The organism is Microcoleus sp. A6-C6 (genome assembly GCF_036705955.1).
In the GTDB taxonomy this organism is placed as follows: domain Bacteria; phylum Cyanobacteriota; class Cyanobacteriia; order Cyanobacteriales; family Microcoleaceae; genus Microcoleus.
Genome location: NZ_JAUBVR010000003.1, coordinates 70329 through 97224, shown reverse-complemented (window position 1 = coordinate 97224; position 26896 = coordinate 70329). Strand labels below are relative to the sequence as shown.

Annotated in this window: 9 protein-coding genes; 7 read left to right on the top strand and 2 right to left on the bottom strand. The window is 47.0% G+C overall.

Annotation, left to right across the window (positions count from 1 at the left end; genetic code table 11):
* From QUB52_RS02780 to QUB52_RS02765, 4 genes are all read left to right on the top strand, one after another.
* Positions 1–1548, top strand: a 1548-nt coding sequence (locus tag QUB52_RS02780; protein WP_332976108.1) for a choice-of-anchor D domain-containing protein, incomplete at its 5' end; no start/stop codon positions are given.
* Between the two features lie 500 nt (positions 1549–2048).
* Positions 2049–5150, top strand: a complete 3102-nt coding sequence (locus QUB52_RS02775) for an MFS transporter (RefSeq protein WP_332972362.1) — start codon at positions 2049–2051, stop codon at positions 5148–5150.
* Between the two features lie 275 nt (positions 5151–5425).
* Positions 5426–6472: a glycosyltransferase family 4 protein gene (locus QUB52_RS02770; protein ID WP_332972361.1), complete on the top strand. Its 1047-nt coding sequence runs from the start codon at positions 5426–5428 to the stop codon at positions 6470–6472.
* A gap of 463 nt (positions 6473–6935) precedes the next feature.
* Positions 6936–11285, top strand: coding sequence for a response regulator (locus tag QUB52_RS02765; protein WP_332972360.1), 4350 nt, complete (start codon positions 6936–6938; stop codon positions 11283–11285).
* Between the two features lie 352 nt (positions 11286–11637).
* On the opposite strand, the gene QUB52_RS02760 is transcribed toward QUB52_RS02765, so the two are convergent.
* Positions 11638–13299 carry an ArnT family glycosyltransferase gene (locus QUB52_RS02760; protein WP_332965683.1) on the bottom strand — a complete coding sequence of 554 codons (1662 nt, stop codon included), beginning with the start codon at positions 13297–13299 and terminating at the stop codon, positions 11638–11640.
* A 74-nt stretch (positions 13300–13373) separates the two neighbouring features.
* On the opposite strand from QUB52_RS02760, the gene QUB52_RS02755 reads away from it, so the two are divergent.
* The 3 genes from QUB52_RS02755 (at position 13374) to QUB52_RS02745 (ending at position 22997) form a co-directional block, all read left to right on the top strand.
* Entirely contained in the window at positions 13374–14870 is a 1497-nt protein-coding gene (locus QUB52_RS02755) for a hypothetical protein (RefSeq protein WP_265235767.1), read from the top strand.
* Between the two features lie 986 nt (positions 14871–15856).
* Complete coding sequence (locus QUB52_RS02750; RefSeq protein WP_265235766.1) at positions 15857–19252, top strand: DUF4347 domain-containing protein; 3396 nt, start codon at positions 15857–15859, stop codon at positions 19250–19252.
* A gap of 526 nt (positions 19253–19778) precedes the next feature.
* Complete coding sequence (locus QUB52_RS02745) at positions 19779–22997, top strand: DUF4347 domain-containing protein (protein WP_332972359.1); 3219 nt, start codon at positions 19779–19781, stop codon at positions 22995–22997.
* A 222-nt stretch (positions 22998–23219) separates the two neighbouring features.
* On the opposite strand, the gene QUB52_RS02740 is transcribed toward QUB52_RS02745, so the two are convergent.
* Positions 23220–26804: an AAA-like domain-containing protein gene (locus QUB52_RS02740; RefSeq protein ID WP_332965679.1), complete on the bottom strand. Its 3585-nt coding sequence runs from the start codon at positions 26802–26804 to the stop codon at positions 23220–23222.
* Positions 26805–26896: the final 92 nt, after the last annotated feature.

The window sequence follows — 26896 nt, the reverse complement described above, 5'->3', positions numbered from 1 at the left end:
ACAGGTACGTTGCAATTTGTCAATAATGACAGCGATGAAAATCCCTTTAATTTCCCAATTTCGGCATCAGTTACAGCCACACCATTACCAGAAATCCAAGTATTAGACGGCACAACGGATATAGCTGATGGTACAACAAGTGCGATTAATTTTGGCAGTGGATTAATCGGTGCAACTCTCAACAAAACCTTTACCGTAAACAATCTCGGTACAGCAGTTTTAAATCTCAGCAGCCTAACTTTACCCACAGGATTTAGCTTAGCCGGAAACTTACCCCCAACAGTCACAGCAGGCGGTAGTACAACTTTCCAAGTTCAAGTCGATACAGCCACAGCCGGAAATAAAACAGGTACGTTGCAATTTGTCAATAATGACAGCGATGAAAATCCCTTTAATTTCCCAATTTCGGCATCAGTTACAGCTACACCCACGCCAACACCAACGCCTGCACCCACGCCAACACCAACGCCTGCACCCACGCCAACACCAACGCCTGCACGGGTATCAAACCCTGTACCTTTACCGACACCAACCCCTGCACCCGCGCCAACTCCAACGCCTGCACCAGTACCAACTCCAACGCCTGCACCAGTACCGACTCCAACGCCTGCACCAGTACCGACTCCAACGCCTGTTAACCAAGAGGATACAAACTGCATTTGCGACAAAATTGAGTATCCCAACCTTAACCAACCAAACCAACAAATTGATAACGTTATCAATGGTGGTGGTTTGCTAATTGGTACTCCCAAAAATGACGCATATTTTGGCAGCAACAACCCTAATATCTTCGATGCTAAACAAGGCAACGATAACTTGTTTGGCGGTGAGTTAAAGGATATTTTCAATGGCAATGAAGGCAATGATTTCATTGATGGCAATCAAGGAGACGATATCCTGTTTGGCGGCAAAGAAAACGATATCATTCTTGGTGGTTTGGGTGAGGATGTTATCTATGGAAATCTGGGCAATGATTTAATTAACGGCAAAGAAGATGATGATTTAATCTTTGGCAATGAAGGCAATGATTTTATCGACGGCGGTAAAGGAAATGACTTAATTTACGGTGGCAAAGGAGATGATTTAATGCTCGGCAGTCAAGGTAATGATACTCTCTTCGGACAACTGGGAGATGATACTTTGTGCGGCGGTGAGTTAGATAACGTCATTTATGGCGGCCAAGGTAACGATTTAATCGATGGCGGTAAGGGCAACGATTCGATTTATGGAGACTTAGGTAACGATACGCTTCTCGGTTGCGAAGGTGATGATATTTTGTTTGGAGGTTCGGGTAATAACAGTTTAGTTGGCGGTTTGGGAAATGACACTTTTGTGTTAAATCCTAATCTGGGATTTGACTTGATTGCTGATTTTGTCAAGGGTAAAGATTTACTCGGATTGTCTGGAGGCTTGAGTTTTAATCAGTTAGAAATAACTCAGGACAATAACAGTGCGCTGATTAAGTTGAAGGGAAGTGGAGAATTAGTTGCTTCTTTGACTGGAGTCAATGCCAGCCTAATTGGTGTTAGCGATTTCCGAGTTGTTTGAATCTCAAATAATACCTGAAAGGTAGGGATACGGCAATGCCGTTTCCTCCGGGGCCGGACACGGCAATGGCAATTAGTGTTAACAAAAATGTCAAACGTAGTGCCGGTCTTATGTGTGGCGACTAAGGCCAGATCCCCCCTAACCCCCCTTAAGAAGGGGGGGACAAGACTCTTCTCAAAGTCCCCCTTCTTAAGGGGGATTTAGGGGGATCTCCGGGGTATAAATACTGCGATTGCTTCGTTCCTCTCTTCGGACAATCTTAAGTGAACTGTATTGCGTTAAAAACAAGTCTAGTTGACCAATTAAACAAAACTGACATACCATAAATCTGCCTAAAGTGATAGTAGTCCGCAGACATATTTGTACAATTCCAACTGTAGGGGGATGCTTTAGCTCGTCAATAAGGCGATGCTTGCCATTGGGGGCACGAATCTCAAACTATAAATTAGTCAACTCGCGCCAACGATCGCGCGCACCCACCCTTTAACGAGGCATATACTATGTATCAAAATTTGCCAATAAATCCAGAAATGTATAACATCGGGTTCTTGCTGGCTCAAGTCCCTGTAGAACAGACTACAACTACAAGCACAGTAGAACAAACAGCACTCCTCTATTCCGGGCCGCAATTTTTTATCGCCCTAATCGCTGGAGTCGTTCTAGCCTGCGCTTTCCAACTGTTGTTAACAAATTTATCAGTAGCTGCGGGTCTTTCCTATATCGGACAATCCCACGATGACGAACACCGCTCGGATAGCAGCAGCTCCCCAGTCCGCCACATCGGCAGCAAAGTCGGCACTTGGACGCTAATCACCGTCACCGTCGCCCTATTCTTCGCTTGCTTGCTAGCAGTTAAGCTTAGCTTGATTAGCAGTCCCGGTTTAGGTGCGATCGTCGGTTTAGTTGTCTGGGCTGCCTATTTCTCACTTCTCGTCTGGGTGAGCTCCACCACCGTGGGTTCCCTGATCGGTTCCGTCGTCAACACCGCGACATCCGGCGTTCAAGCGATTTTCGGCACCGCAGCCGCAGCCCTCGGCGCGCAAGCAGCTAGCAACCAAGTAGTGGCCACAGCCAAAGCAGCAGCCGCCGCAGTGGGACACGAACTCGGTAGCGCGATCGACCCCACAAGCTTGCGGGAAAACGTCGAAGATTACATTCAAAGCCTCAAACCGCCGGAATTAGACATCAAAGCGATGCGCGGCGAGTTTGAAAAATTACTCAACGATCCGCAACTCAAAACCATTGCGGGCGAAAATTTGCCGAATCTCGATCGCCAAACTCTCGTAGATTTAGTAAGTTCGCGATCGGACTTATCAAAACGCGATGTCAACCGGATTGTAGACCAACTCCAAGATGCTTGGAAACAAGTAGGAACACAAGGCCAGAAATCAGATGGCATCGCCCAATTGATCGACTATCTCAAATCAGCCAAATCAGGAGATTTGCTCTCAGAGACGCTGACAAGTAGGGTAGAAAAAGTTCTCGGCAATCTGGGCGGTCAAAATTCAGGACAAAGCTCGACCATGAAGTCCCAAGCAACGACAATGGCAGTCAATGCTTTAATGGGAATAGTTTTGGGCCGCACGGATATTTCCGACTTCGATGTTGAAAAAGTAGTCGGTCAGCTCAAAACAGCTAAAAATAAAGTTAGCCAGCAAGCTGATAAAGTTACGGCTCAAGTCAAAGGCGAACCAGAAATTTACAGCCCGATCCGCGCCGATGTAGAAAACTACTTGCTCAACACTTATTCGTGGCAAATGAACCCGCAGGCGATCGAGCGCGAATTTCGTGACGTGCTCTACGATCCTACGGCCGATCCGGGAACTGTACGCCGCGAATTAGAAAAACTCAAACAGTCGAATTTTGCAGAAATTTTGGCAAGTCGCGGCGTTTTTACCCAAGACAAAATTAAAGAAATTTCCCAGGAATTAGAAGGAATTAGACAGCGAGTTTTGCAAACTGTGATCTTTGCCGAGGAGCAAGAAAAAGCTCGCGATTTGCAGTGGCGGGTGGAAACTTATTTGAAGGTGACACCGAAAGAGGAACTGACAGCAGCAGGTATCGGGAGCGATTTCAAAAAAATCTTAGATGATTCCGATGCAAGTTACGAACAGTTGCGCGATCGGCTTTCTCCTTACACCCGCGACAGTTTTGTGCAAATCCTGAGAGGCCGCGAAAACTTCGGCTTCCAGGAAGTAGAACAGATTGTCAACGAGTTGGACAGGACGCGAGATGTCGCTTTAGCAGATGCTAAAGGCCTGCAAGAAGCCGCCCAAGTCCGACTAGACAATCAGTGGCAAAAAGTACAAGAATACTTGCAGTCTACGGGCCAATCAGAACTCAATCCCGAAGGCATCAAGCGCGATTTCAAAACGCTGCTGGACAACCCAGAAGCGGGAATGTGGGCGCTTAAAGCTAGAGCTTCTCGGTTCGATCGCGAAACTTTGGTAAAATTGCTATCTCAGCGGAAAGACCTTAACGAAAACCAAGTAAACGAGCTTCTCGACAGCGCCGAGGAAACTTGGCACAGCGCGCTCCAAGCACCGCAACAACTGGCAGAAAAAGCTAAGGATCAGTACGACCAAACGACCACCGCCCTGGCAGATTACCTCCGCAATACTGGCAAATCAGAACTCAATCCTGAAGGGATTCAGCGCGATTTGACGAAACTGATGGAAAATCCCAAAGAAGGGGCTTTAGCGCTGCGCGGCCGCCTGTCTCAGGTCGATCGCGATACTTTGGTAAAACTGCTTTCTCAGAGACAAGATTTGACTGAGGAACAGGTCAATCAAATTATCGACCAAGTGCAGGAAACTCTGGGGTCGATCGTGAAAGCGCCTCGCCGTTTGGCGAAGCGGGTGCAAACCCAAGTGCAGGATTTTCAGAGCGTTTTAGATGATTATTTGCGAAATACGGGCAAGGATGAATTAAATCCCGAAGCCATCAAACGCGACTTGCAACTGCTGCTGCATGACCCAAAAGTCGGCGCTTACAGCTTGGGCGAGCGTCTGTCGCACATCGATCGAGAGACTATGATTTCTCTGCTGTCTCAGCGGCAGGATATTTCGGAAGCAGAAGCTGCTCGCATTGTCGATCAAATTTTGTCGGTGCGCGACCAATTCGCACAGCAAATCCAGAAAATTCAGGAGGGCATTCAGTCGGTAATTGACGGGATTCTCGGAAAAGTTCGGGATTACCTCAATTCGCTCGATCGCCCTGAACTAAATTATGAAGGGATTACGCGGGACGTGCGCCAATTATTTGACGATCCGCAAGCCGGATTTGATGCTTTGCGCGATCGGCTAGGTCATTTCAACCGCGATACTTTAGTAGCCCTTATTAGTTCCCGCGAGGACATTTCCGAAGCCGATGCTAACCGCTTGATCGACCAAATTGAAGTCACCCGCAATAGAGTGTTGCAAAGAGCAGAACGCTTGCAGCAAGAAGCCCAGCTTCGCCTTGAAAGCATCAAACTTCAAGCTGAAAAACAAGCAGAAGAAACCCGGAAAGCAGCGGAAGTTGCTTCTTGGTGGCTGTTTTTTACCGCTCTTACTTCGGCCGTAGCAGCAGCAGGTGCTGGTGCTTTAGCCGTAATCCGGTAACAATATTTCGGACAGTTGTTAATGGGAAACCAGAGAATATAGCGGTTCTCAAGCGTGGTGAGGTAGGCCCATAGCCCTATTATGCCCACGGAGGTCTATGCCCATAGCCCTATGCCGGATAGTACCTCAGATGAGAGATCCAAAGGCTATAAGTGTTTCAAGGCGATTCTAGAATCGAGCTACAAACGGAAAATAGAGTGTTTCAGGCTAAGAATTTTAACCTGTGTGGACTATCCTTATAGAATAATAGTCTAGACAGGTTAAAATTTTATTTTATGTACCATTTAGCGTTAGGTCGCCCGATCAATCTAGAGAGTATCGCCCACGATGCTGAAGTTGGCCTTTCTCCGCGCCATGTGATGTGGGGAATCAGCCAGCGACTAGGGGCAACTATCCATCAACCGTCAGGCCATCCGGTGTCATTGTTCGACAAAATACGATCTAAAATGTCTAGTCGCCCGGAAAATTGGGCTCTAGCCCGCCAACTGTCTGAGCAACTTGATAGCAATGATACGATCTTCTGCACTGGCGAAGATGTGGGTATTCCCATCGCAATACTTTGCGGGGCTAAGCGTAATCGACCAAAAATTGCTGTATTTTTCCATAATATAGATCGACCACGAGGCCGATTGGTGATGAAACTGTTTCGATTGGCCGACAAGATTGACTTGTTTGTAAGTAATGCCAGCCTTCAGTTAGATTTCCTCCGTAATTTGGGAGTGTCTGAAAGTCGTCTGTTGATGTTACCAGAACAGACAGATACAGCTTTTTTCACCCCTGGTGTTTCAACGTCTAATCAGCAACGCCCAATTATTGCTAGTGTGGGCCTGGAAAAGCGGGACTATCGACTCCTGGCGGAAGCGACGGCTGATCTTGATGTTGATGTGAAGATTAGCGGTTTCTCGAAGGATGCGATCGCAATGGCCAAGGCTTTCCCAGAAACTTTGCCAGCAAATATGTCACACAAATTCTATTCTTGGCCTGATTTGGTGCAACTCTACCGCGATGCCGATCTAGTTGCTGTCACCGTTACAGAGAATAAGTTCTGTGCTGGGTTGACTTCGATGTTAGAGGCGATGGCCTGTCAAAGGCCGGTGGTGGTGACGAAAACTCAAGGGTTGGCTGATTATCTTGCACATCCTGGTATCGCTACAGTGGTTAATTCAGGGGATGCTAAAGGTTTGCGCGAGGCGATCCAAAAGCTATTAAACAATCCCCAGGAAGCCCAAGCCCAAGCAAGATGCGGTTATAAATTGGCGCTCGAAGAACACAACAGCGAACATTATATTGAGGTTCTTGCAGCGCGGCTGGCTTCACTCTAGTTGCAAATTCAAAACTTAGAAGTAAACATTGGCTCGCAGATAGAAAATAGAAAATTAAGCATTTTCTATTTTCTATCTTTTTAAAAAAGCAAAAAATCTCTCCCAGCAACAGCAATAATTGGGACTCTACCCATCATCTGTAAAACCACCCGCCTGTCACGAATATACGACAGTATCAAATTTTAATTATTTTCCACTATTTTGTTGAATCTGAGAAAATATTGATATTTAGGTGATGAAGGAGAGTTTACAGGTTGTGCATAATAGATGACTAGAGCTGTGAAAATATTACACTGATGTGAGAGCGACATACCGGATACCCCGTCAGACCAAGGGCTTTTCCAAATCCGCCCACAACAGTCAAAATACGCAGGCCCTGCGATCGCCAATGCTAAACAAAACAACCTACGTCTCCAACCTCCCCAGGCTAGTTGCCTAGTAGCACCGTGAGGAGGCCGACGCCATGCAACTCCGTAAAAAAACACTATTAATCATCGGTGCAGCCCTGATCAGCCTGATTGTGGTTCTCTATGCCACTGCATCAACCATTTTGCTGCACGATTTTAACAACCTGGAGGCACAGTACGTCCGCCAGGATGTGGCGCGGGCTTTGGACGCGCTAGATGACGATTTGTCGAATTTAGACACCAGCGCTCAAGATTACGCCGAGTGGGATGACACTTACTCTTTTGTCAATACACGGAACCAGGATTTTGTCAAGTCAAATTTTGTCGATTTGACATTTGTTTACTTGAGGCTAAACTTATTGGTGCTGCTGGACTCCAACGGCAAGACCATCTTCAGCAAAGGTTTCGACCTGAAATCCCAAACCGAAATCCCGATTCCGGCAAGCTTAAAACAGCACTTGACCGAGGCGCTGCTAGAGTCACAGACAGGTTCTGCCGATCGCCCAACCGCCAAAACAGGTGTCCTGACTCTGCCAGAAGCTAGACTGCTAATTGCCTCAAAGCCGATCGTCAACAGCAACGCGATCGGCCCGCCACGGGGGACGCTGATCCTGGCACGCTACCTCGACAACACCGAAATCGGTTTGCTTTCAAAACTGACTCACCTGTCAGTGGATTTTAGATTGCCGAGTTTAGATTTTAAAGTGGGAGCCACGAACTACTCAGGCCCAGGCGCTAAAGCACTCGCTAGCTCAAGCCAGGATTTGGAAAATCTCAAACTAAAAATTTCCAACCTCAAATCAGTAGAAATTTTAGTTGAGCCGCTCAGCGACAGCGTAGTCGCAGGATACGCGCTGATTCGCGACATCCGGGGCAAGCTAGCGCTGCTGCTGCGAGTAGAAGTAGACCGAGTAATCTCTCGCCAAGGTCAGGCTACTTTAGAACTCTTTACCTTCTCGATATTGGCAGTAGGTGTAATATTTAGCGCGATCGCCCTGCTGTTGCTAGAAAAATTAGTCTTGGCGAGATTGGCGGACTTGAGCACTAGCGTCAGCAACATCGCAGCCAACGGCGATCCCGACTTGCGCGTTCAAATGCCAGGAGGCGATGAACTCAGCAGCTTGGCCGACACCATCAACCAGATGCTAGAAGCATTGGGCAATTCTCAAGTCGAACATAAGGAGAGCGAAAACCGCTATCGGTTGATGGCAGAAAACTCAACCGACATGATCACCAGACACAACCCCAAAGGCGTATTTGTTTACGTCTCGCCAGCCAGCCAAGCTTTGCTGGGATACGAACCTTCAGAACTGATCGGCCACCTCCCCAGCGATTATTTTCACCCCGACGATTTAGAAAGCATCGCCAAAGCTCACTCGCAAGTCCTGGCGCTCCCAGTTACTTACACCCTTAGCTACCGCATCCGCCACAAAGACGGCAAATACATTTGGTTTGAAACCACCAGCCGCACGATCCGCGATCCCCAAACTGGCTCCGTACAAGAAATTATCGGCGTTTCCCGCGACATCAGCCTGCGGAAGCAAACAGAGCAAGAACTGCGAGAAAGCGAAGCTGCCATTAAAACTTTGTACCAAGTGATTTCGGCTCCCCGTACAGACCCCCAGGGCATCCTTTCTACGTTTGATTTGCGCCTCCAAGAACTGCTGGGAATGGGATGCCGACAGCTAAACCTGTCCGTGGGAATTTTGTCCCGCATTCAAGGCGACAACTATCAAATAATGGCTGTTGAATGTCCCGATGAGTCGATCGCCAAATCAGAAATCTACGATTTGGAAAAAACCTTCTGCGTGGCTACGGCAATGTCAACAGAACCGATGTACTTTGAGTCGGTGAGGTTTTCGGGTTTGTCCTTAAATACGGGCGTTCCTGCCTTCAATATCGAAGCTTATATGGGCATTCCCGTCACGGTGGCAGGTGAAGTTTACGGCACTCTATGCTTCTTTGCTCAGACTCCTCTAACAGAACCATTCCGAGTTGTAGACAGAGAGTTGGTGAAACTGATGGCTCAGTGGGTAGGAAGCGAACTAGAACACCAGCAAACAGGCGTAGATTTGGCAAAAGCTCGCGACGAAGCACTGGCGGCTACCAGAGCAAAAAGTGAATTTTTAGCCACCATGAGCCACGAAATTCGCACTCCGATGAATGGAGTCATCGGCATGACTGGTTTACTGCTAGATACGAGCTTAACTCGCGAACAGTGTGATTTTGTAGAAACTATCCGCAGCAGCGGCGATGCTTTGCTGACGCTGATCAACGATATTCTAGATTTCTCGAAAATTGAGTCGGGCAAATTGGACTTGGAGGAACATCCGTTTGACATCCGCACTTGCATTGAGGAATCTCTCGACTTGGTAGCTACCAAGGCGGCAGAAAAAAAACTGGAATTGGGTTACTTGATCGATCGCTCCGTACCACCAACGGCGATCGGCGACAGCGCCCGCTTGAGGCAAATTTTAATCAACTTGCTCAGCAATGCTGTGAAATTTACCCAAGCAGGAGAAGTGGTGCTTTCGGTGACAGCCAAAAAGCTTGCATTGTCCATGATCGACGATCAAGAACCGCCCGAAATTAATGGCGAACCACGAGAAATTAACCAACTATACGAAATACAATTTGCGGTTAAAGATACTGGTATCGGCATTCCGGGCGATCGCATGGATCGACTGTTTAAATCTTTCAGCCAGGTTGATTCTTCAACGAGCCGGCACTACGGCGGCACCGGATTAGGTTTGGCAATTAGCAAGCGTTTGGCAGAAATGATGGGCGGCAGGATGTGGGTGGAAAGTATGGGTTGTATTGCGGGCAATCCTCCCGCAGATTTTCAAGCGGCAGTTTTTGATTTGGAATGGGGAGAATCTTGTGAAATTGCTGAAAAATATTGCTCTGGCAAATCTGTACTCAGCAACCAGCCGATCGACCAAAATCCCAAATCAGTAGGCTCTACCTTTTATTTCAGCACGATTGTTTCTGGCTCCAATAGTTCATTACCAGTTAACTTGAGCAATTCTCAACCAGAATTAGCTGGTAAGCGAGTCTTAATTGTGGATGACAATGCTACCAACCGCCAAATTTTGACTCTGCAAGCTCAATCTTGGGGAATGGTGCCTAGGGCTTCAGCTTCGGCTCGTTTGGCTTTAGATTGGATCGCTGCCAAAGAAGAGTTTGACTTGGCAATTTTGGATATGCAAATGCCGGGAATGGACGGGTTGGATTTAGCTGCCCAAATTCGCCAGTATCCCGATCGCCAAAAGTTGCCGTTAGTGATGCTAACTTCGATCGGCAGACAAGAAATTAACACCCCTGCGATCGAGGTAGATTTTGCTGCTTTTTTGAACAAGCCGATCAAACAATCTCAGCTTTACAATGTTTTAATCAATATTTTTGGCAAACAGGCAACTGAAATTAGAGTACAGCACACCAATAAGCCTTTCTTGCAAAGCATACCCCTACTGGCGGATAACTTACCTCTGCGGATTCTGCTGGCTGACGATCATTTGGTGAATCAGAAGGTAGCTTTGCAAATTTTGCAGCGGATGGGGTATCGCGCGGATGTGGCAGGAAACGGTATCGAAGTGCTGGAAGCTTTGCGCCGCCAACCTTACGATGTGGTGCTGATGGATGTGCAAATGCCGGAAATGGACGGTTTGGAAGCTACCCGCCGCATCCGCGAGCAATTTTTAGAGGATTTTACCTCAGAAAATCCCACGGGAGAATCAGAAGTTTCTGAAACTGACGAACAATCTAACAATCCAAAATCCAAAATCCAAAATCTAAAATCGACGAGCCCTTGGATTGTGGCGATGACGGCAAATGCGATGCAGGGCGATCGCGAAGAGTGCATGGCTGCGGGGATGGACGATTATTTGAGTAAGCCGATCGCCATTGAGGAGTTGGTACGAGCTTTGAGCGCGTGTAAATCGCGATCGCACGGGGCTATTGCGGAAAATCAACAACTGACAATGCCCAATTCGCCCGCAGTTGTCGCGTGTGATGTATCAAATGTCGATCGGGCTTTACCAAAAACTGGCGATTGCCTGAATCCCAAGATTATAGAAGGACTGCGAGATGTGGAAGCTTTGGAGGAGGTGATCGACATTTACCTCGAAACAGCTCCCCAACTGCTGCGAGGCATCTCTGTGGCCCTGAGCAATGCCGATCCGCTAGCTTTAAGGCGATCGGCTCACTCCTTGAAATCGATTAGCGGAACTCTCGGTGCTTTTCGCTTGTTTGAGTTGTGCGAGGAACTCGAAATCATGGGCCGGATGGGGACAAATGCGAACCAGCCTTTATCTGGGCACTCCTGCGGGCTTTTACAACAGGTTGAGGCGGAATATCAAAGAGTCGCAGCGGCGTTAAAAATAGAACAGCAAGCTGTTGATTGTTAGCTGTTAGATCATGTCCGTTTGCATCGCAATCTCACTGTCATTGCCAGGAACGAAGCAATCTCACTGTCATTGCGAGGTCGGACACGCTTAGCTAACCCAAGCTTATTGCGCCATAGTCCAGGCGATTGGTTCGCTATACGAGAGCGCAATGACATATAGCGCTCACCCAAGTATATTGCAATACGGTTCATTTAACACTATTTATACCCCCGGAGATCCCCCTAAATCCCCCGGATAGTCGGGGGACTTTGAGGGCATTCTTGTCCCCCCCTTTTTAAGGGGGTTAGGGTGGATCTTTCTTAAGTGAACCGTATTGAAGTATATTGGGCTATATTAACTCTCATTGCTGCACTTATTTTCTAGTGACTAAAACCCAATCGTCCGCTGTTTTCACAACCTCAGCATTCTCCAAAGCTAAATGTTTTAACACAGGTTTTTCCAACAGAAAATAAGGTTGCGGGAGAGATTGCCATTTCTCTTTAAGTGTCAGCCCGTCGGCGACAATCACTTGTCTTTCACTATAAAAATTCAGCGACGGACGAGGTAATTTATGAGAGGTGAAGATTTCCTGACCGACTGGGGTTCCTTGGCGGACAATTTCGGCGATCGGCTTAACTGGATAATCCTCCGCTAGTTCCCAAACCCAGTTATCAGAAGCCACAAATACTAACAGCGTGACGTAAGTTCCCCAAATTAAAACCAATAAAAACTGTCGATCTTTGCGGTGCAGTAATACGCCAGCCAGTGTCATTGTCAAAGCTAAAAACATCATTATTAATTGCAAATCTCGCTGGGGAGACACAATTTGTCCGCCCAGCCTTAGCAAGCCGCTGAAGTACACACAACCGACGACAGCAACTACTGCTATTATTCCAAAAATCGCGGGATGAGGTAACAAAGATATAGCATTAAAATGTTCTTCTGCTTCATCTTTGATCTGCTCTTCCGGTAGCCACATTTGCTCCCAAACTTCAGCGAGATAGCTGCCAACAGCTAGAGCAAAAGCTGGATAAACTGGTAAAACATACCAAGGCAATTTGGTATTCATCACAGAAATAGCGAGCAGATATACTCCCGTCCAAACTAATACTAATTTTGGCCCAGGAAAATTGCGATTTTCCCAACTCAAATACAGCCCTTGCAGATAAAATAACTGCCACGGCCAAGCTGATTCTAAAATTTCTAAAAGATAATACCAGGGCGGGCCTTCGTGATTTCCTAATGTTTCCCAAATGCGTCGGAAAGATTGGTTAAGTAAATTAGCGTTGATGAAATCTTGGCCGTAGTGCAGCCATTGGGCAAAATACCAACCAGCTACGGGGAAAGTTCCGATCGCCAATCCGCCCCAAAGATACCCAGAAGTGAGGAGTCGCGGGGTATCCCAAACCAGGAAAATAAAGCCGATCGCGCCCAGCAACAGCCCCAACATCACGCCCTTAGTTAGGCAAATGAGCCCGAACCCGATCCCCGCCCCCAAGGCGTAGCGCAAGTCGCGGCGCGATCGCACCAAACACCACATCGAGACGAGCAAAAAACACAAAACTGCTCCGTCTAACATCGCCAAACGTCCGTGCCGCACTACCGGAAGCAGCGTTAGGTAAACGAGAGCCGAAAAAATGGCGATCGAGCGCTGCGGATACAACTCCCGCCCAATGGCGTAAAGCAGGGGCACTGAAGCCGCTGTCAGCATCGCCGGTACCAACCTCGCCGTCAATTCGCTGACACCGCCGGCGCCAAAACACAGCCCGATCAGCCAGTGTACCAGCGGCGGCTTGTTCAAATAAGGCACGGAGCCGATCGTTGGATACAGCCAATTTAAATTGCCGCGCCAAATTTCCCGGCTTACCTGGGCTGCAATCCCTTCATCCCAATCCCGCAACGCCACGCCGCCCAGATTCAGCCCAAAAATTAGCACCGCAGCCAACAGCAAAGCCAGCATCCACAGTTTGTCTGTCAAGCTGTCATTGAAGCGAGTTTTCGGTTTGCGGTCTGGGAATGGAAAGATTTCTGACATAACTTAAGAGAGTTTTTAGCGTCCCAAAGAGAAGGTAAACTTAGACAGCAGTTATTTGCGATCGGGGAAATACCATGAACTTGCCTGTAATTATAGATATTATCATTGGCTTAGTGTTTATCTACCTGACATTAAGCTTGCTAGCTTCCGAAATTCAGGAATTGATTGCTACTGTTTTGCAGTGGCGGGCGGAACATTTAAAGAAGTCGATCGAAGTGCTGATTTCTGGAGGCAGCGAAGGCGCGAAAGATTCGGTGCAATTTCAGCGAGTCGGACAGTTGGCTAATTCAATTTACGCCAATCCAATCATCAAGGATTTGAATCAGGGAGCGAAAGGACTTTTACCAGAGGGATTCCGCTCTATTACGCACCGTTTGGGGCATTTTTTCCTCCAAATCACTGGGACTAAAAATATTTTTGGTAATAAATCAAGTGGGCCTTCTTATATTCCAGCAGATAGTTTTGCTGCGAGCCTTTTGGATACTTTAAAAATTTCTCGTTTGGTGGAATCGCTCTCTAAAAGTAGACTGGAAAGATTTAAAGATTTACAGTTGGCACAAATTCAAGTGATTGGAGAGGGTCTGAATCTGCCGGAGTCTACTAAACCGATTATTGAACAAGAATTTGGCTGGCTGACTGCGGAGTTCAATCGAGTTGTTGAAGATTATAAAAACGATTTGGGAAGTTTGAACAACAGTTTAGATCGGATGTCGGAAAAGTTGGGATTTTATATTAATGATTCTCAGGTTTATCTGCCAGAAACCGAGCTGGGAGGGAGAGAATTTCAGAGACAGATGGCTTTTGTTAAGGCGAGTTTTGATAGCGAATTTGAGCGGGCGGCGCTGCGGGCGCAACTGCAACCCAGTTTGAGTAATCTGTTAAATACTGTGAGGAAAGTTAGCAAAACTCAGGAGACGGTAGCACAAATTATGGATGAGAGAGAGGAGAGTCCGATTTACAAGCAAATTCAAGAAACCTTGGACAGTATGCCAGAATCTTTGAAACGCAGTCTTTATATTTTAGCTCAGCGCGCTGAAACAGGTGGCGGAGATACTCAAGACCAGTTGCAGCGGTTTCAGCAAGAAATTGAAGTTTGGTTTGACCAATCGATGGAGCGCGCTTCGGGGGTTTACAAGCGGAATTCTAGAGGGGTGGCGATTTTGCTGGGAACTGCGATCGCGATTACCGTTAATGCTGATAGCATTCATATTGTTAATCGGTTGTCGAAGGATTCGATGCTGCGATCGACTGTCAATTTGTATGCTCAGCAGTTGGTGGAAAAAAACGCTAAGACTAAATTAGATAATTTAACCGGTCTGAGCCAAGTTCAGCAGGATGTCGATCGAGCTTTGGATAATGTAGCTCTGCCTTTTGGATGGAGCGAACCGAACAGGTTAGAAATAGACGCGCAGGGTAATTTATTGTTGCCGGCTTTGATCGCAAAATTGTTTGGTTGGATATTGAGCGGCGTAGCTATTTCAATGGGAGCTAGTTTTTGGTTCGATGCCCTCAACAAGATTATTAATATTCGGAATTCTGGGAAAAAACCGCCATCTTCCACAGAATCTTGAGCGATGTTAATGCCAGGATACAGGATCGATCGGTAATTACGGGCCTGCCGGCCGTTTGGGAAAATATGCAGAACATAAATTCCGTGCGATCGCGGATGGCAGCATCGCAGAAATAGGCGAGACTAATATGTAGGTTGATAAAGATCGGCGAAACAAACCAGGTCACTACCAATTTCCGATGATCTGACTCCAGCGGTTTGAAACTCCGAATCTAATGTTTATATGTACCCACATACTTATCAAGAATATTACCTTGGCTTATGCCGATCGAGATATCGACACACTCAGCAACGACCGCACGGGCGATCGACTGTTTGCTAATTAAGGAGAGATTTAATTGAGGATGTGGAGCGTGCTGAGGGCAACTGGCTAGAGTGCAACGCTCATTAGCGGATGTAGGGGCGATCGCAATCAACGATTAAATTTGACTGAATGTGCGATCGATCAGATCAACTCCCGCTCAATAATTCTCATAACCTTTGTAGTAACTACGGCATTTCCCAAAGTACGCGCGGCAGCACAAAAACAACTTAATTGCGATCGATTAACCAACATTTAATATCAGATTAGACGGCGGTTAAAACCGCGTCTATAAAAACGCTTTAGCCTTCGGGAAGGGTATTTCACCTCCGTGGGGTAAAGAAAATAAGGTAATTTAAACCGCCCGATATTCAACCTTTCTGAAATCGGGTTTTGTTTGTATAGATACTATTTCAACCGCCCATTTTTATGACAAAATTCGGCTAGTAGAAGCTAAATTTATTTAAATGTTCCCGATAATTTTTGTTATTTACTCCCCAGTGATTGCAGTCAAAAATCCCAGTTCCTACAAGCGCTCAAAAGTAAATCCGGATCAAAAGATGTTCAAAAAAAACTTTTCAATATTGCACTAAACCAAAAATTTGTGTTAATATGTAATCAAACAAGACTGATAAGATTACTCTAGGGCTGTATCTACCAATAACGCCCATAATGGAGTATCAAATATGAGTTCTACGTTCGCTCAAGTTAACTCACAACTTTCTTTAGAAAAACTGCCACCCCGTTCCTTAGTCTTCATTGATTCTGGTGTGGAAGATTACGAGTCAATTGCCGCAGGAGTGCTGCCAGGACAGCAGGTGGTAATACTCGATCGCACTAAAAATGGCATCGAAGAAATTACCTCTGAAATTGGAAAATATGCCTCTAGTAATGGGGCGATCGATTCGGTTCACATTATTTCTCACGGGAGTTCTGGCAGCGTACAACTGGGTAATACCGCTCTGGGTTCAGATAACATCGAGCAATATAAAAGCCAGTTGGAAAAGTGGCAAACTTCACTCGCCCCACAAGCAGACATCATGCTGTACGGCTGCGATGTAGCAGCAGGTACAGGTGCTAATTTCGTTAACAAATTCAGTGAATTTACTGGAGCTGACGTTGCCGCGTCTACCAATATCACCGGCAAAGACGGCGACTGGAACTTAGAATTTGCTAAGGGTCAAATAGAATCTCCTTTAGCTTTACAGTCTTCGGCAATGGCAAATTACCAAGGTGATTTAGCTACTATCGTTGTAGCCAACAATAGCGATAGCGGAGCAGGTTCGTTAAGGGCTGCGATCGCCTCCGCTGTAGCTGGTGATACAATTACCTTCGCTCCCGGTTTGGCTGGTCAAACCATCACCCTCACCAGCGGTCAACTCGATATTCCTGCTGGCAAAAATATCACGATTGACGGCACGGCAGCCGCGGGTTTAACCATCAGCGGTAATAACGCATCCCGCGCCTTTTTTGTCAATGCAAACGTTGTGACTGCCACGAATTTTGCCGTCAAAAATCTCTCTATTGTCAACGGTAAAACGACTGGGACAGGTGGCGCGATCGGCACAACCGACGAAGTAAGCCTCACAGTAGACAACGTTCAGTTCAATAACAACGTTGCCGATCAAGGTGGTGGCGCAATTTTCGGTAATTTCAACAATACCCTGGCAGTATCGAACAGTAAATTTAACGGCAACATCGCCACCGCAGGTAATGACGAACGCGGTGCAGGTGCGATCGGCTTTTTGAGCTCCAAAACTTTTACTGTCACCAACAGCGACTTCACCAACAACAAAGGAATTAATGGTGGAGCAATTAACAGCCTTCAAGGCAAGTTAACAATTGAAAACTCCCGATTCATCGGCAACGACACCACCGCAGCCGTTTACGCAACAGGCCAAGATAATCCCTTTTTAAGGGGTTTTGGTGGCGCAGTTTACACAGACAGAGCTAGTTCTACAACTGAAGCTTCCGGCACAATTCGGATTAGTGGCAGCGTATTTCAAGACAATAAAGGTCGGGGCGAAGGAGGAGCAGCTTATCTGTTCACCGGCAGCCAAGACAAGGTAATTTTGGAAAATAGCACCTTCCAAAATAACGAAATTCTGGCGCTACCCAACGGTGGAGGTTCTGGAAACGGTGGTGCGGTAACGAATTTGAGCGACAGCACCAACCAGGGATTGACCATTACCAACACCACCTTTGCTGGCAACAAAGCCAACAATCAAGGTGGTGGTCTGTGGACAAGCAATGCCCCTGCTACGATTACTAACAGTACGTTTTCTGGCAACTCCACGGTGTTTGCTGCTGGTGATTTCAACAAACTCGGCGGTGCAATGACTCTTGGTGCACCTACAACTATTGTCAACACGACGATCGCCGATAATAGCGCCGGCTGGGTTGGTGGAGGTATCTTCGCCGATGCCAATAATGTCACCCTCAAAAACACGATTTTTTCCAACAATACAGCGGCTAACGGAGGAAACCCTTGGGGAATTCAGCAACACGTCACTGCCCAATACGCCGATCAAGGAGGGAATTTTCAATGGCCTGCAAAAAACCCCAATGACGGCAGCGATGTCAATGCTACGGCAAGTGTGACGATCGCAGACGCCAAACTCGGCCCTCTGCAAAATATCAACGGCGCTTTCGTCAGGCCTCTGCTGCTCGGAAGTCCGGCAATTGATAAAGGGGTTGCAAGTGGTGCGCCTGCTGCGGATCAGCGTGGTGTGACTCGCCCTCAAGATGGCGATACCATTCCAGGTGCGATCGTTGACAGTGGCTCTTTTGAATACAGCAGTGCAGTCGTACCCACACCGACTCCGGCGCCGACTCCAACGCCCGCGCCAACTCCAACTCCCACACCGACTCCGGCGCCAACTCCCACACCTGCGCCAACTCCCACTCCCACACCGACTCCGGCGCCAACTCCCACACCTGCGCCAACTCCCACTCCCACACCAACTCCGGCGCCAACTCCCACACCTGCGCCAACTCCAACTCCCACACCAACTCCGGCGCCGACTCCCACACCCGCGCCAACTCCAACTCCCACACCAACTCCGGCGCCGACTCCCACACCCGCGCCGACTCCAACTCCGGCTGGGGATGGTTCCCCGCTGGATGGTCTCAACCCCCCGCAACTCGACCCTGCTACGATCGCCCCCAACCCCGCCCAACAAACTCTCAACGGCGGTAACACAGACGATTTCATCATGGGCGGTGGCATCAACGAGTCGATTAACGGACTTGCCGGTAACGACACTCTCTACGGCATGGGCGGCAATGACAACATTGATGGTGGTGCGGATAATGACTTGCTCTTCGGCAATAATGGCAACGATTTTATCCAAGGTGGCGCTGGCAACGATACCGTCAGTGGCGGCAAAGATAATGACACTATTGTTGGCGGGGATGGCAACGACTCGTTAATGGGAGATCTCGGCAAAGATACTGTTGCCGGCGGTATGGGCAACGACACTATTTTTGGCGGCAAAGATGACGATATCTTGCTCGGTGAAGATGGGGACGACTACCTTTTGGGTAACTTAGGAAATGACACAATTAGTGCTGGAAACGGCAACGATCTTGTGTTCGGCAATGAAGGTGCAGACCTGATTTTTGGTGAGGCGGAAAATGACACTCTTTACGGTGGCAAAGACAACGACAGTCTCGCTGGCGGTGAGGGCAACGACTTGCTATTCGGTAACAATGAAAACGATGTGCTTGCGGGCAACGTCGGTAATGATACGCTTTACGGCGGTAAGGGTAACGATCTCCTCATTGGCGGTGCTGGTTCCGATTTCCTTTCCGGCGATGTAGGAGATGATACTTTGACTGGCGGTTCGGGAAGTGATGTGTTTTTCCTAACTAAAAGTGTGGGTAGCGACATCATTACTGATTTCCGCAAGGGCGAGGATTTAATTGGATTGGCTCCCGGTTTGAGTTTCAATCAACTCAGTATTACGTCTAGCAACAATCAAACTTTGATTAGCGTCACTGGGACTAATCAATTGTTAGCGAAACTGAACGGTTTACCCGGTACTCTCGCTGCTAGCGATTTCACTCAGGTAACAATCTAATTGCCTCTGGTAGGGTGTGAACGCGCACCTTACTACTGGCACGACATCTGTTAGTTTTTGTAGGTGCGTCAGGGCTGAATGTTTTGACGAAAGACCAAGGATTTTCTCCCTGACGCACCCTACTGTTAGTTACCTAAATTTCGGATTTTTTGGAACTTTTTGCGATCGCGCTTTCCAGGTGAGATTGACCGAGCAGGAGTGCAGATTTTATGGTTCTAGGTAAGACGAATGTATGCAGCGCTAAATCAATCCTCAGTAATTCGGAACCGCAGCATCTCTTTTCAGGATTGACATTACATCCTCTACGGTTAATTGAAATAACAGCAATTGCCACCTACCAGAATTTGAATTTTGATGCACTTCACGAATTTAAATCATCGAGGAAAACCTGGTTTTCTTCTTAATTGAAATCCCCCGATTTATCGCGGAGGTTTTAATTCGACCGAGTGAAGGCAGCATCAGAGATCCTTCTGCCTTGAAGGTGAATCTACCAGCAAATAGTAAACACGATCATAGGGTATGCAAAATGAACTCAACTTTTACCAGTATTGATTCACAGTCTGTTCTCGGCAAGTCTCGTTCTAAATCTCTTGTCTTCATTGACTCGGACTTAGATGACTATCAAACCCTGGCGGGGGGCGTGATCGGGAATGCTGAGACAATCATTTTAGATAAAAATAGCAACGGAGTCGAGCAAATTACTGCGAAACTGCAAACAATTGCTGCTGCGGGGGGAACTGTAGACCAAATTCACATTTTTTCTCACGGGAATTCTGGCAGTTTGCAGCTAGGTTCGGCGACGTTGAATTCCGATAATTTGCCGCAGTATGAAAGCCAGTTGCAAGGGTGGCGCACTGCACTGAGCGACCAAGCTGATATCATGCTTTATGGTTGCGATGTGGCTGCGGGTGATGGAAGCGATTTTGTCGATCGCCTTTCGGAGTTAACCGGGGCTGATATTGCGGCATCTAGCGATCGCACTGGCCGCGGTGGTAACTGGAATTTGGAGTTTACCAAGGGTGATATTGAAGCACCGCTAGCGTTGACTCCAGAAGCAATGGCAAATTACCAAGGGACTTTAGCGACTGTTACCGTTACCAACAATAATGATAGCGGGCCCGGTTCCTTGAGAAGTGCGATCGCCTCCGCAGCAGCCGGCGACACCATTCAATTTGCCTCCACTCTTGCCAATCAAACAATTACTCTGACTTCCGGTCAACTTGTCATCAACAAAAACTTGACAATTGATGCAATTAGTGCTAGTAATTTAACCATCAGTGGCAACAACACTTCGCGGGTAATCCTCACCGAAGGTTCAACAAATGTTACTCTAAAAAACCTGATTGTTGCCAATGGCAAAGTTTCGGGAACCGATCCCAATAACGAGACAACTAGCAGCGGCGGCGGCATTCAAACTGGCGGTAACAGCACTTTAACTTTAGAAAATTGCCAAGTCAACAATAATGTTGCCGGTTTCGGCGGCGGAATTTACACGGGTTTTCGCAGCACCACAACAGTAATTAACAGCAAGTTTAGTGGCAATGACGGTTCTTTGGCTAGCAATACCGAACGCGGCGGCGGGGCGATCGCTACTAAAAGCGGCGGTGTTCTGAATATCAGAGATAGCGAATTTACCAACAACAAAGGCAGCTACGGCGGGGCTGTGAATAACCTGTTGGGCAGCATGACGATCGAAAACTCTAAATTCACTGGCAACCGCACAGATAAAGGCCCTGGCGGGGCGGTTTACGTCGATGGCGCTAATGCTTCGGGCCCCAATGCAACTCCGGGCCCTGTTGCTGGCAATATTATCATCCGAGGCAGCACTTTTGACGGCAATATCGGGACAGGAGAAGGAGGTGGATCCTTTTTGTTTGGTTACAACCAAGACAAAGTAGTTTTGGAAAATAGCACTTTTGTTAACAACAAGGCTATCAAAAATGCAGCAGGCCAAGGAGGTTCTGGCGGCGGAGTCCGCCACGGAAATGTTGATTTGACAGTAACAAATACCACTTTTGCCAACAACACAGCGGATGATAACGGTGGCGGTTTGTGGATAGGAGAAGATGGAAATGTCAGCATTGTAAACAGTACGTTTTCCGGCAATACCGCTGCTAAACAGGGCGGGGGAATAGTTGTCGGCAACAGAGATTCCTTTTCCACTAACATTGTCAACTCGACTTTAGCCAAGAACACTGCTGGAGAGTATTCTGGCGGTATTGCGACTTTTGGAAATCAGCCAATTACTGTCAAGAATTCGATTTTTGATAGCAATACGGCTGGCAATCCTTTTAAAGTTAAATACCAAACTGGAAGGGCACTAATTGACGGGGGAAATAATCTGCAATTTCCTGCTAAACTGACGACGGGCGATCCTAATGACAATAATGCGACGGCAAGTATTACGATCGCAGATCCGAAACTCGGCCCTTTGCAAAATATTAACGGCGCTTTCGTGCTGCCGCTGCTAGTCGGAAGTCCTGCCATTGACACAGGTACTGGTGCGGGTGCGCCAGCTAAGGATCAGCGCGGTGTGACTCGCCCGGCTGATGGTGATGGTAACGGAAGTGCGATCGTCGATATCGGCGCTTTTGAATTCACAACTACAGTCACGCCGACACCGACTCCCACACCAACTCCGACTCCAACTCCAACTCCAACTCCAACTCCAACTCCAACTCCAACTCCAACACCTGCACCGACTCCGACTCCGATACCTGCACCGACTCCGACTCCGATACCTGTACCAACTCCGACACCCACACCCGACAAAGATGATTGCCTGCTAGATGACCTGACCGCCCCAGATCTCGACTCTGCTGCCATCACCCCCAACCCCGTCCAACAAACTATCAACGGCGGCGACACTACCGATTTCATCATGGGCGGTAACATCAACGACTCAATTAACGGACAAGCCGGCAACGATACTCTCTACGGCATGGGCGGCAATGACAACATTCAAGGCGGTGCAGATAACGACTCAATCTTCGGCAATGAAGGCAGCGATTTCATCTCTGGCGACGCTGGCAACGATACCATCTACGGCGGCAAAGACAATGACACTGTTGTTGGCGGAGATGGCGAGGACTTTTTGAGGGGAGATATCGGCAAAGATACTGTTGCTGGTGGGTTGGGCAACGATACCATTTTTGGCGGCAAAGATGACGATATTTTGCTGGGTGAAGATGGCGACGACTACATTTTAGGCAACTTGGGAAATGACACAATTAATGCTGGGAATGGCAACGATATTGTGTTTGGCAATGAAGGTACAGACCTGATTTTTGGCGGGTCGGGAAATGATACGCTTTACGGAGGCAAAGAAAACGACAGTCTCGATGGCGGCGAGGGCAATGATTTGCTGTTCGGCAACAATGAGAATGATGTACTCTGCGGCGACATTGGTAACGATACGCTTTACGGCGGCAAAGGTAATGATATTCTCAGCGGTGGCAGCGGTTCCGATTTCCTTTCCGGGGATGTTGGGGACGATACATTGACTGGAGGTTCGGGAAATGATGTATTTCTGCTAAATCAAGGTTTGGGTAGCGATATCATTACTGATTTCCACAAGGGCGAGGATTTAATTGGGTTGAATCCCAGTTTGAGTTTCAATCAACTCAGTATTACGTCTAGCAACAATCAAACTTTGATTAGTGTGACTGGAACTAATCAATTGTTAGCTAAGCTTAACGGTGTAGCACCCGGTACTCTCACCGCTAGCGATTTCATTACTCTGTAGTGACCCCTTTTATGCTTCGGCGTATCATGCGGCGGTTTTATACCAATTTAACGTGAAGTTGCACATATCTCGATCCCCCTAAATCCCCCGAAAGCAAGGGAGACTTTGAGAGCATTCTTGTCCCCCCCTTATTAAGGGGGGCTAGGGGGGATCGAGATATGTGCAGCCTCATAAAAAATTGGTTTTAACCGCTTCGGGTGTGAAACTCGAAGGGGGAGCATCTCAGTTGCGCGAGCACAATAAGCGATCGCCCTTTTCCACCTCCGCATTCACCCGCAAATAATCCCCCACGCGATCGCACCCATAACTCCATAAATCCAGACTCAGAATTCGCTGCACATTCCACAGAATCAGCGTGTTATCCTCACTAACGGAAGCCACAAACGTCCCATCAGAACTATAAGCCACTCCCCTAATCGCCGCACTGTGACCTCTGAGAGTTGTTAATTCCGTACCGTCAAGTTTCCAAAGCTTTACTGTATTATCCACACTGCCAGAAGCAATCATTTGACCATCAGGACTAAACGCCACTCCCCATACCGCAGCTTGATGACCTTCAATAGTTCTTAACAACTTGCCATCAATAGTCCAAAGCTTAATCGTATTATCCCCACTGCCAGAAGCGACCATCTTACCGTCAGGGCTAAATGCCACTCTCCATACCGCAGCTTGATGACCTCGGAAAGTTCTCGCTAACGTACCATCAAGCTTCCATAACTTTACAGTACCATCTCCCCCTGCGGAGGCAATTAATTGACCGTCGGGGCTAAATACTACCTGCCAAATAGGAGTATGATGTCCTATGAGGGTGATAGGGGCGCATCTATTGGTGTTGCCTAGAGATTTGGCGGCGGATGTTTCCCCCCTACAAATGCTGTTATGCCGCCAAAGCTTAATCGTATTATCTTGACTTGCGGATGCGATCGTGCGATCGTCAGGACTGAAAGCTAATCCAGTCAGTCTAGCGCTATGACCTACAAAACTTTCCCGCAAAACGCCTTTACGATCCCAGATATTCACAATATTATCGTTTTTCGCAAAAGCAATTAACTGATTGTCGTGACTCAGAGCAACTGCATAAATCGCAGCATCTTGTTCGCTCAAAGTTGCTACCAATTTACCTTGCCGACTCCAAATTTTAGTCGTGCCATCCTCGCTACCTGTGGCAATTGTAGAACTATCAGCACTAATATCTAAAGCCCAAATCCCAGCTTTATGTGCAGTAATCATCTTACGCAATGGATTTTGACTTCGCCATAATATGACGCTATTTTCTGCACCCGCCGAAGCAATAAAGCTGCCGTCAGGACTCCAAGCTATCCCCCAAATCCCAGCACTATGACCTCTAAATGTCATCAATTCTGTGCCGTCAATATTCCAAACTTTTACCGTTTTATCTCGACTTGCTGAGGCGATAATTTGACCGTCTGGACTAAACACAACGGCTGATATTACAGCAGTATGACCCTGAAAAGTTCTTAGCAAAGTGCCGTTTTTATTCCAAAGTTTTATCGTTTTGTCTCCACTGGCAGAGGCAATAGTTTGACCATCGGGACTAAACGCTACTGAGGATACCACAGCAGTATGACCCTGAAGAGTTCTTAGCAAAGTGCCGTTTTTGTGCCAAAGTTTTACCGTTTTGTCTCCACTGGCAGAGGCAATCGTTTCACCATCGGGACTAAATGCTACTGAGGATACCCCAGCAGTATGACCTTGGAGAGTTTTCAGCAAACTTCCGTCTTTTTGCCAAAGTTTTACAGTTGTGTCCACACTAGCAGAGGCAATAGTTTGACCATCGGGGCTAAATGCTACTAGCCAAATGCCAGCACTGTGACCTTGAAAAGTTTTTAACAACGTGCCGTCTTGTTGCCATAATTTCACAGTACCATCATCACTTCCAGAAGCAATTAACTGACCATCAGGGCTAAATTTAACCGATCTCACGATCGCCTGATGACCTTTGAGGGTTGCCACTTCTGTACCATCCCTCCCCCACAGTTTGATAGTTTTATCTACACTTCCAGAGGCAATTAGCTTACTGTCAGGACTAATATCGACAGTCATCACCGCCGCTTTATGTCCCGATAAACGGTTGTATTCATCGCCTTCATAAACTGCTTGCCGCAATACATTGATAACTTGATGTTCAATATTTGTGTCTGTATTGCCTAACTTTTGCAGTCTGCGTTTAGCTTTAATCGCTTCTATTAGTGCATCCAATCGGCGATTAGAGGCAAACAGTCCCTCAGAAGAAGAAACCAGCGCTTGAATTTCGCTAATTCTTGCTTCGCGTTCGCTAATAGCTGCACGTCGGTATTGAAAATAACTTGTTACTCCTAAACCACAGGCAAGCAGCAGTGCAATACTAACTGCAAATAGTAATCTTCTCTGTCGTTTGGCTGCTGTTTTCTCTTGAATTAATCGCTTATGTTCCTCTATTAGTCGTGCTTCAACTTCTTTAGTGCGTTCTGCTTCTAAAGCTTGTTGAACTTCTCGCCTGTCTAGTTCGGCACTAGCAGCTAAAAATTGATAGTCTAGGTTGCTCAAGCTTTTTTCTTGCGCCCAGATTTGGGCATCTTTTAAAGCTTGCCCGCGCAATAGCCGCGAATAATCTGTTTGTTGTGAAGCAATCCAAGCATCGAAGGTTTGCGAGTAAGGGCGCAGTTGCCATAATTGTTTCTCTACCCATTCAAGGTTAAAAACTTCAGCATAAATCCTGTTTTTTACCTGCAAATAACCATTCTCTTTAACTACTAATCCTGATAATAATAGTTCGATTTGTTCTGGAGAATCATCGGTTAAAATACCTCCTAGTACCATTGAAAATGATTCTGATTCCAAAATTTGTTGGTAGATACCGAGTAATCTACCAGCACGCTGTTCGTTACGAAGGATGCGATCGCGTATTGTTTTTAAATGCTCTGGTTCATCTTGGGATTCCCACTTAGTAACAATATTTTTTTGCACTAAATTATCCACCCAAAATGCCTCCGTTCCTGGTGGAATATTTACTAAGCCTCGCGCCGCTTCCCGGCTGGCTCTATAAGCTAAATTACACAGCTTTTGCGTTAAAAATGGCTGTCCTGAAGTCCAAAACAATATCTGTTTGATAACTGTTTGAGGATTACTCACTCTACTTACCAATCCCTCTACTAATGGCTGGGCTTCGTGCAGTTCAAAACCCCGCAAATCTATAGCACGACCAATATTAAAAGGTGTCCGTTTTTTATCAGCAATTAAATCGCTCGGTGTCGCTACGCCAAAGATTGCAAAACAAATGCGATTATATTCTGGATTAATCGCTCGTTGATTGTAGCAAAACCGGATTAAGGCAAAAAAATCATCAACGGAGAAATCTAGACCGAGAATACTGTCAATTTCATCAATAAATATAAAAATTCTATCTTGAGGAAATTTGACGAGTAGGATATCTTCAATAAAATTACTCAATCTCTGAAGCAGGGAGATATCTTCTTCGTCGCGCCACCAGGTTTTTAAGTTCATCTTTCCTAAGAGATTGAAGCTGCGCCAAAGTTCCCCAACTATGCCTTTATACCATTGTAAAGGGGTAATATTTTCGCTGCCAATGCGGGTCATGTCAATGGTGCTGCATTGGCAGCCTTCTGCTTGTAATCGGTGTTGGGTGCGGACTAATAGGGAAGATTTTCCCATTTGTCGCGAGTTGAGGACGTAACAAAACTCGCCGTTTTTTAAGGCTTGATAGAGTTCGGAATCTGCTTGTCGCACTACATAAGTAGGTGCATCATTGGCGAGACTGCCGCCAATTTGGTATGTAATTTTGGTCATGCCGTTTATAGGTTGGTTTAAAGGTGAGTATGTAATGAATCTATTGAGAGGTGAGGATGTGGTGCGATCGCTTGATTCTAATATAACTTACA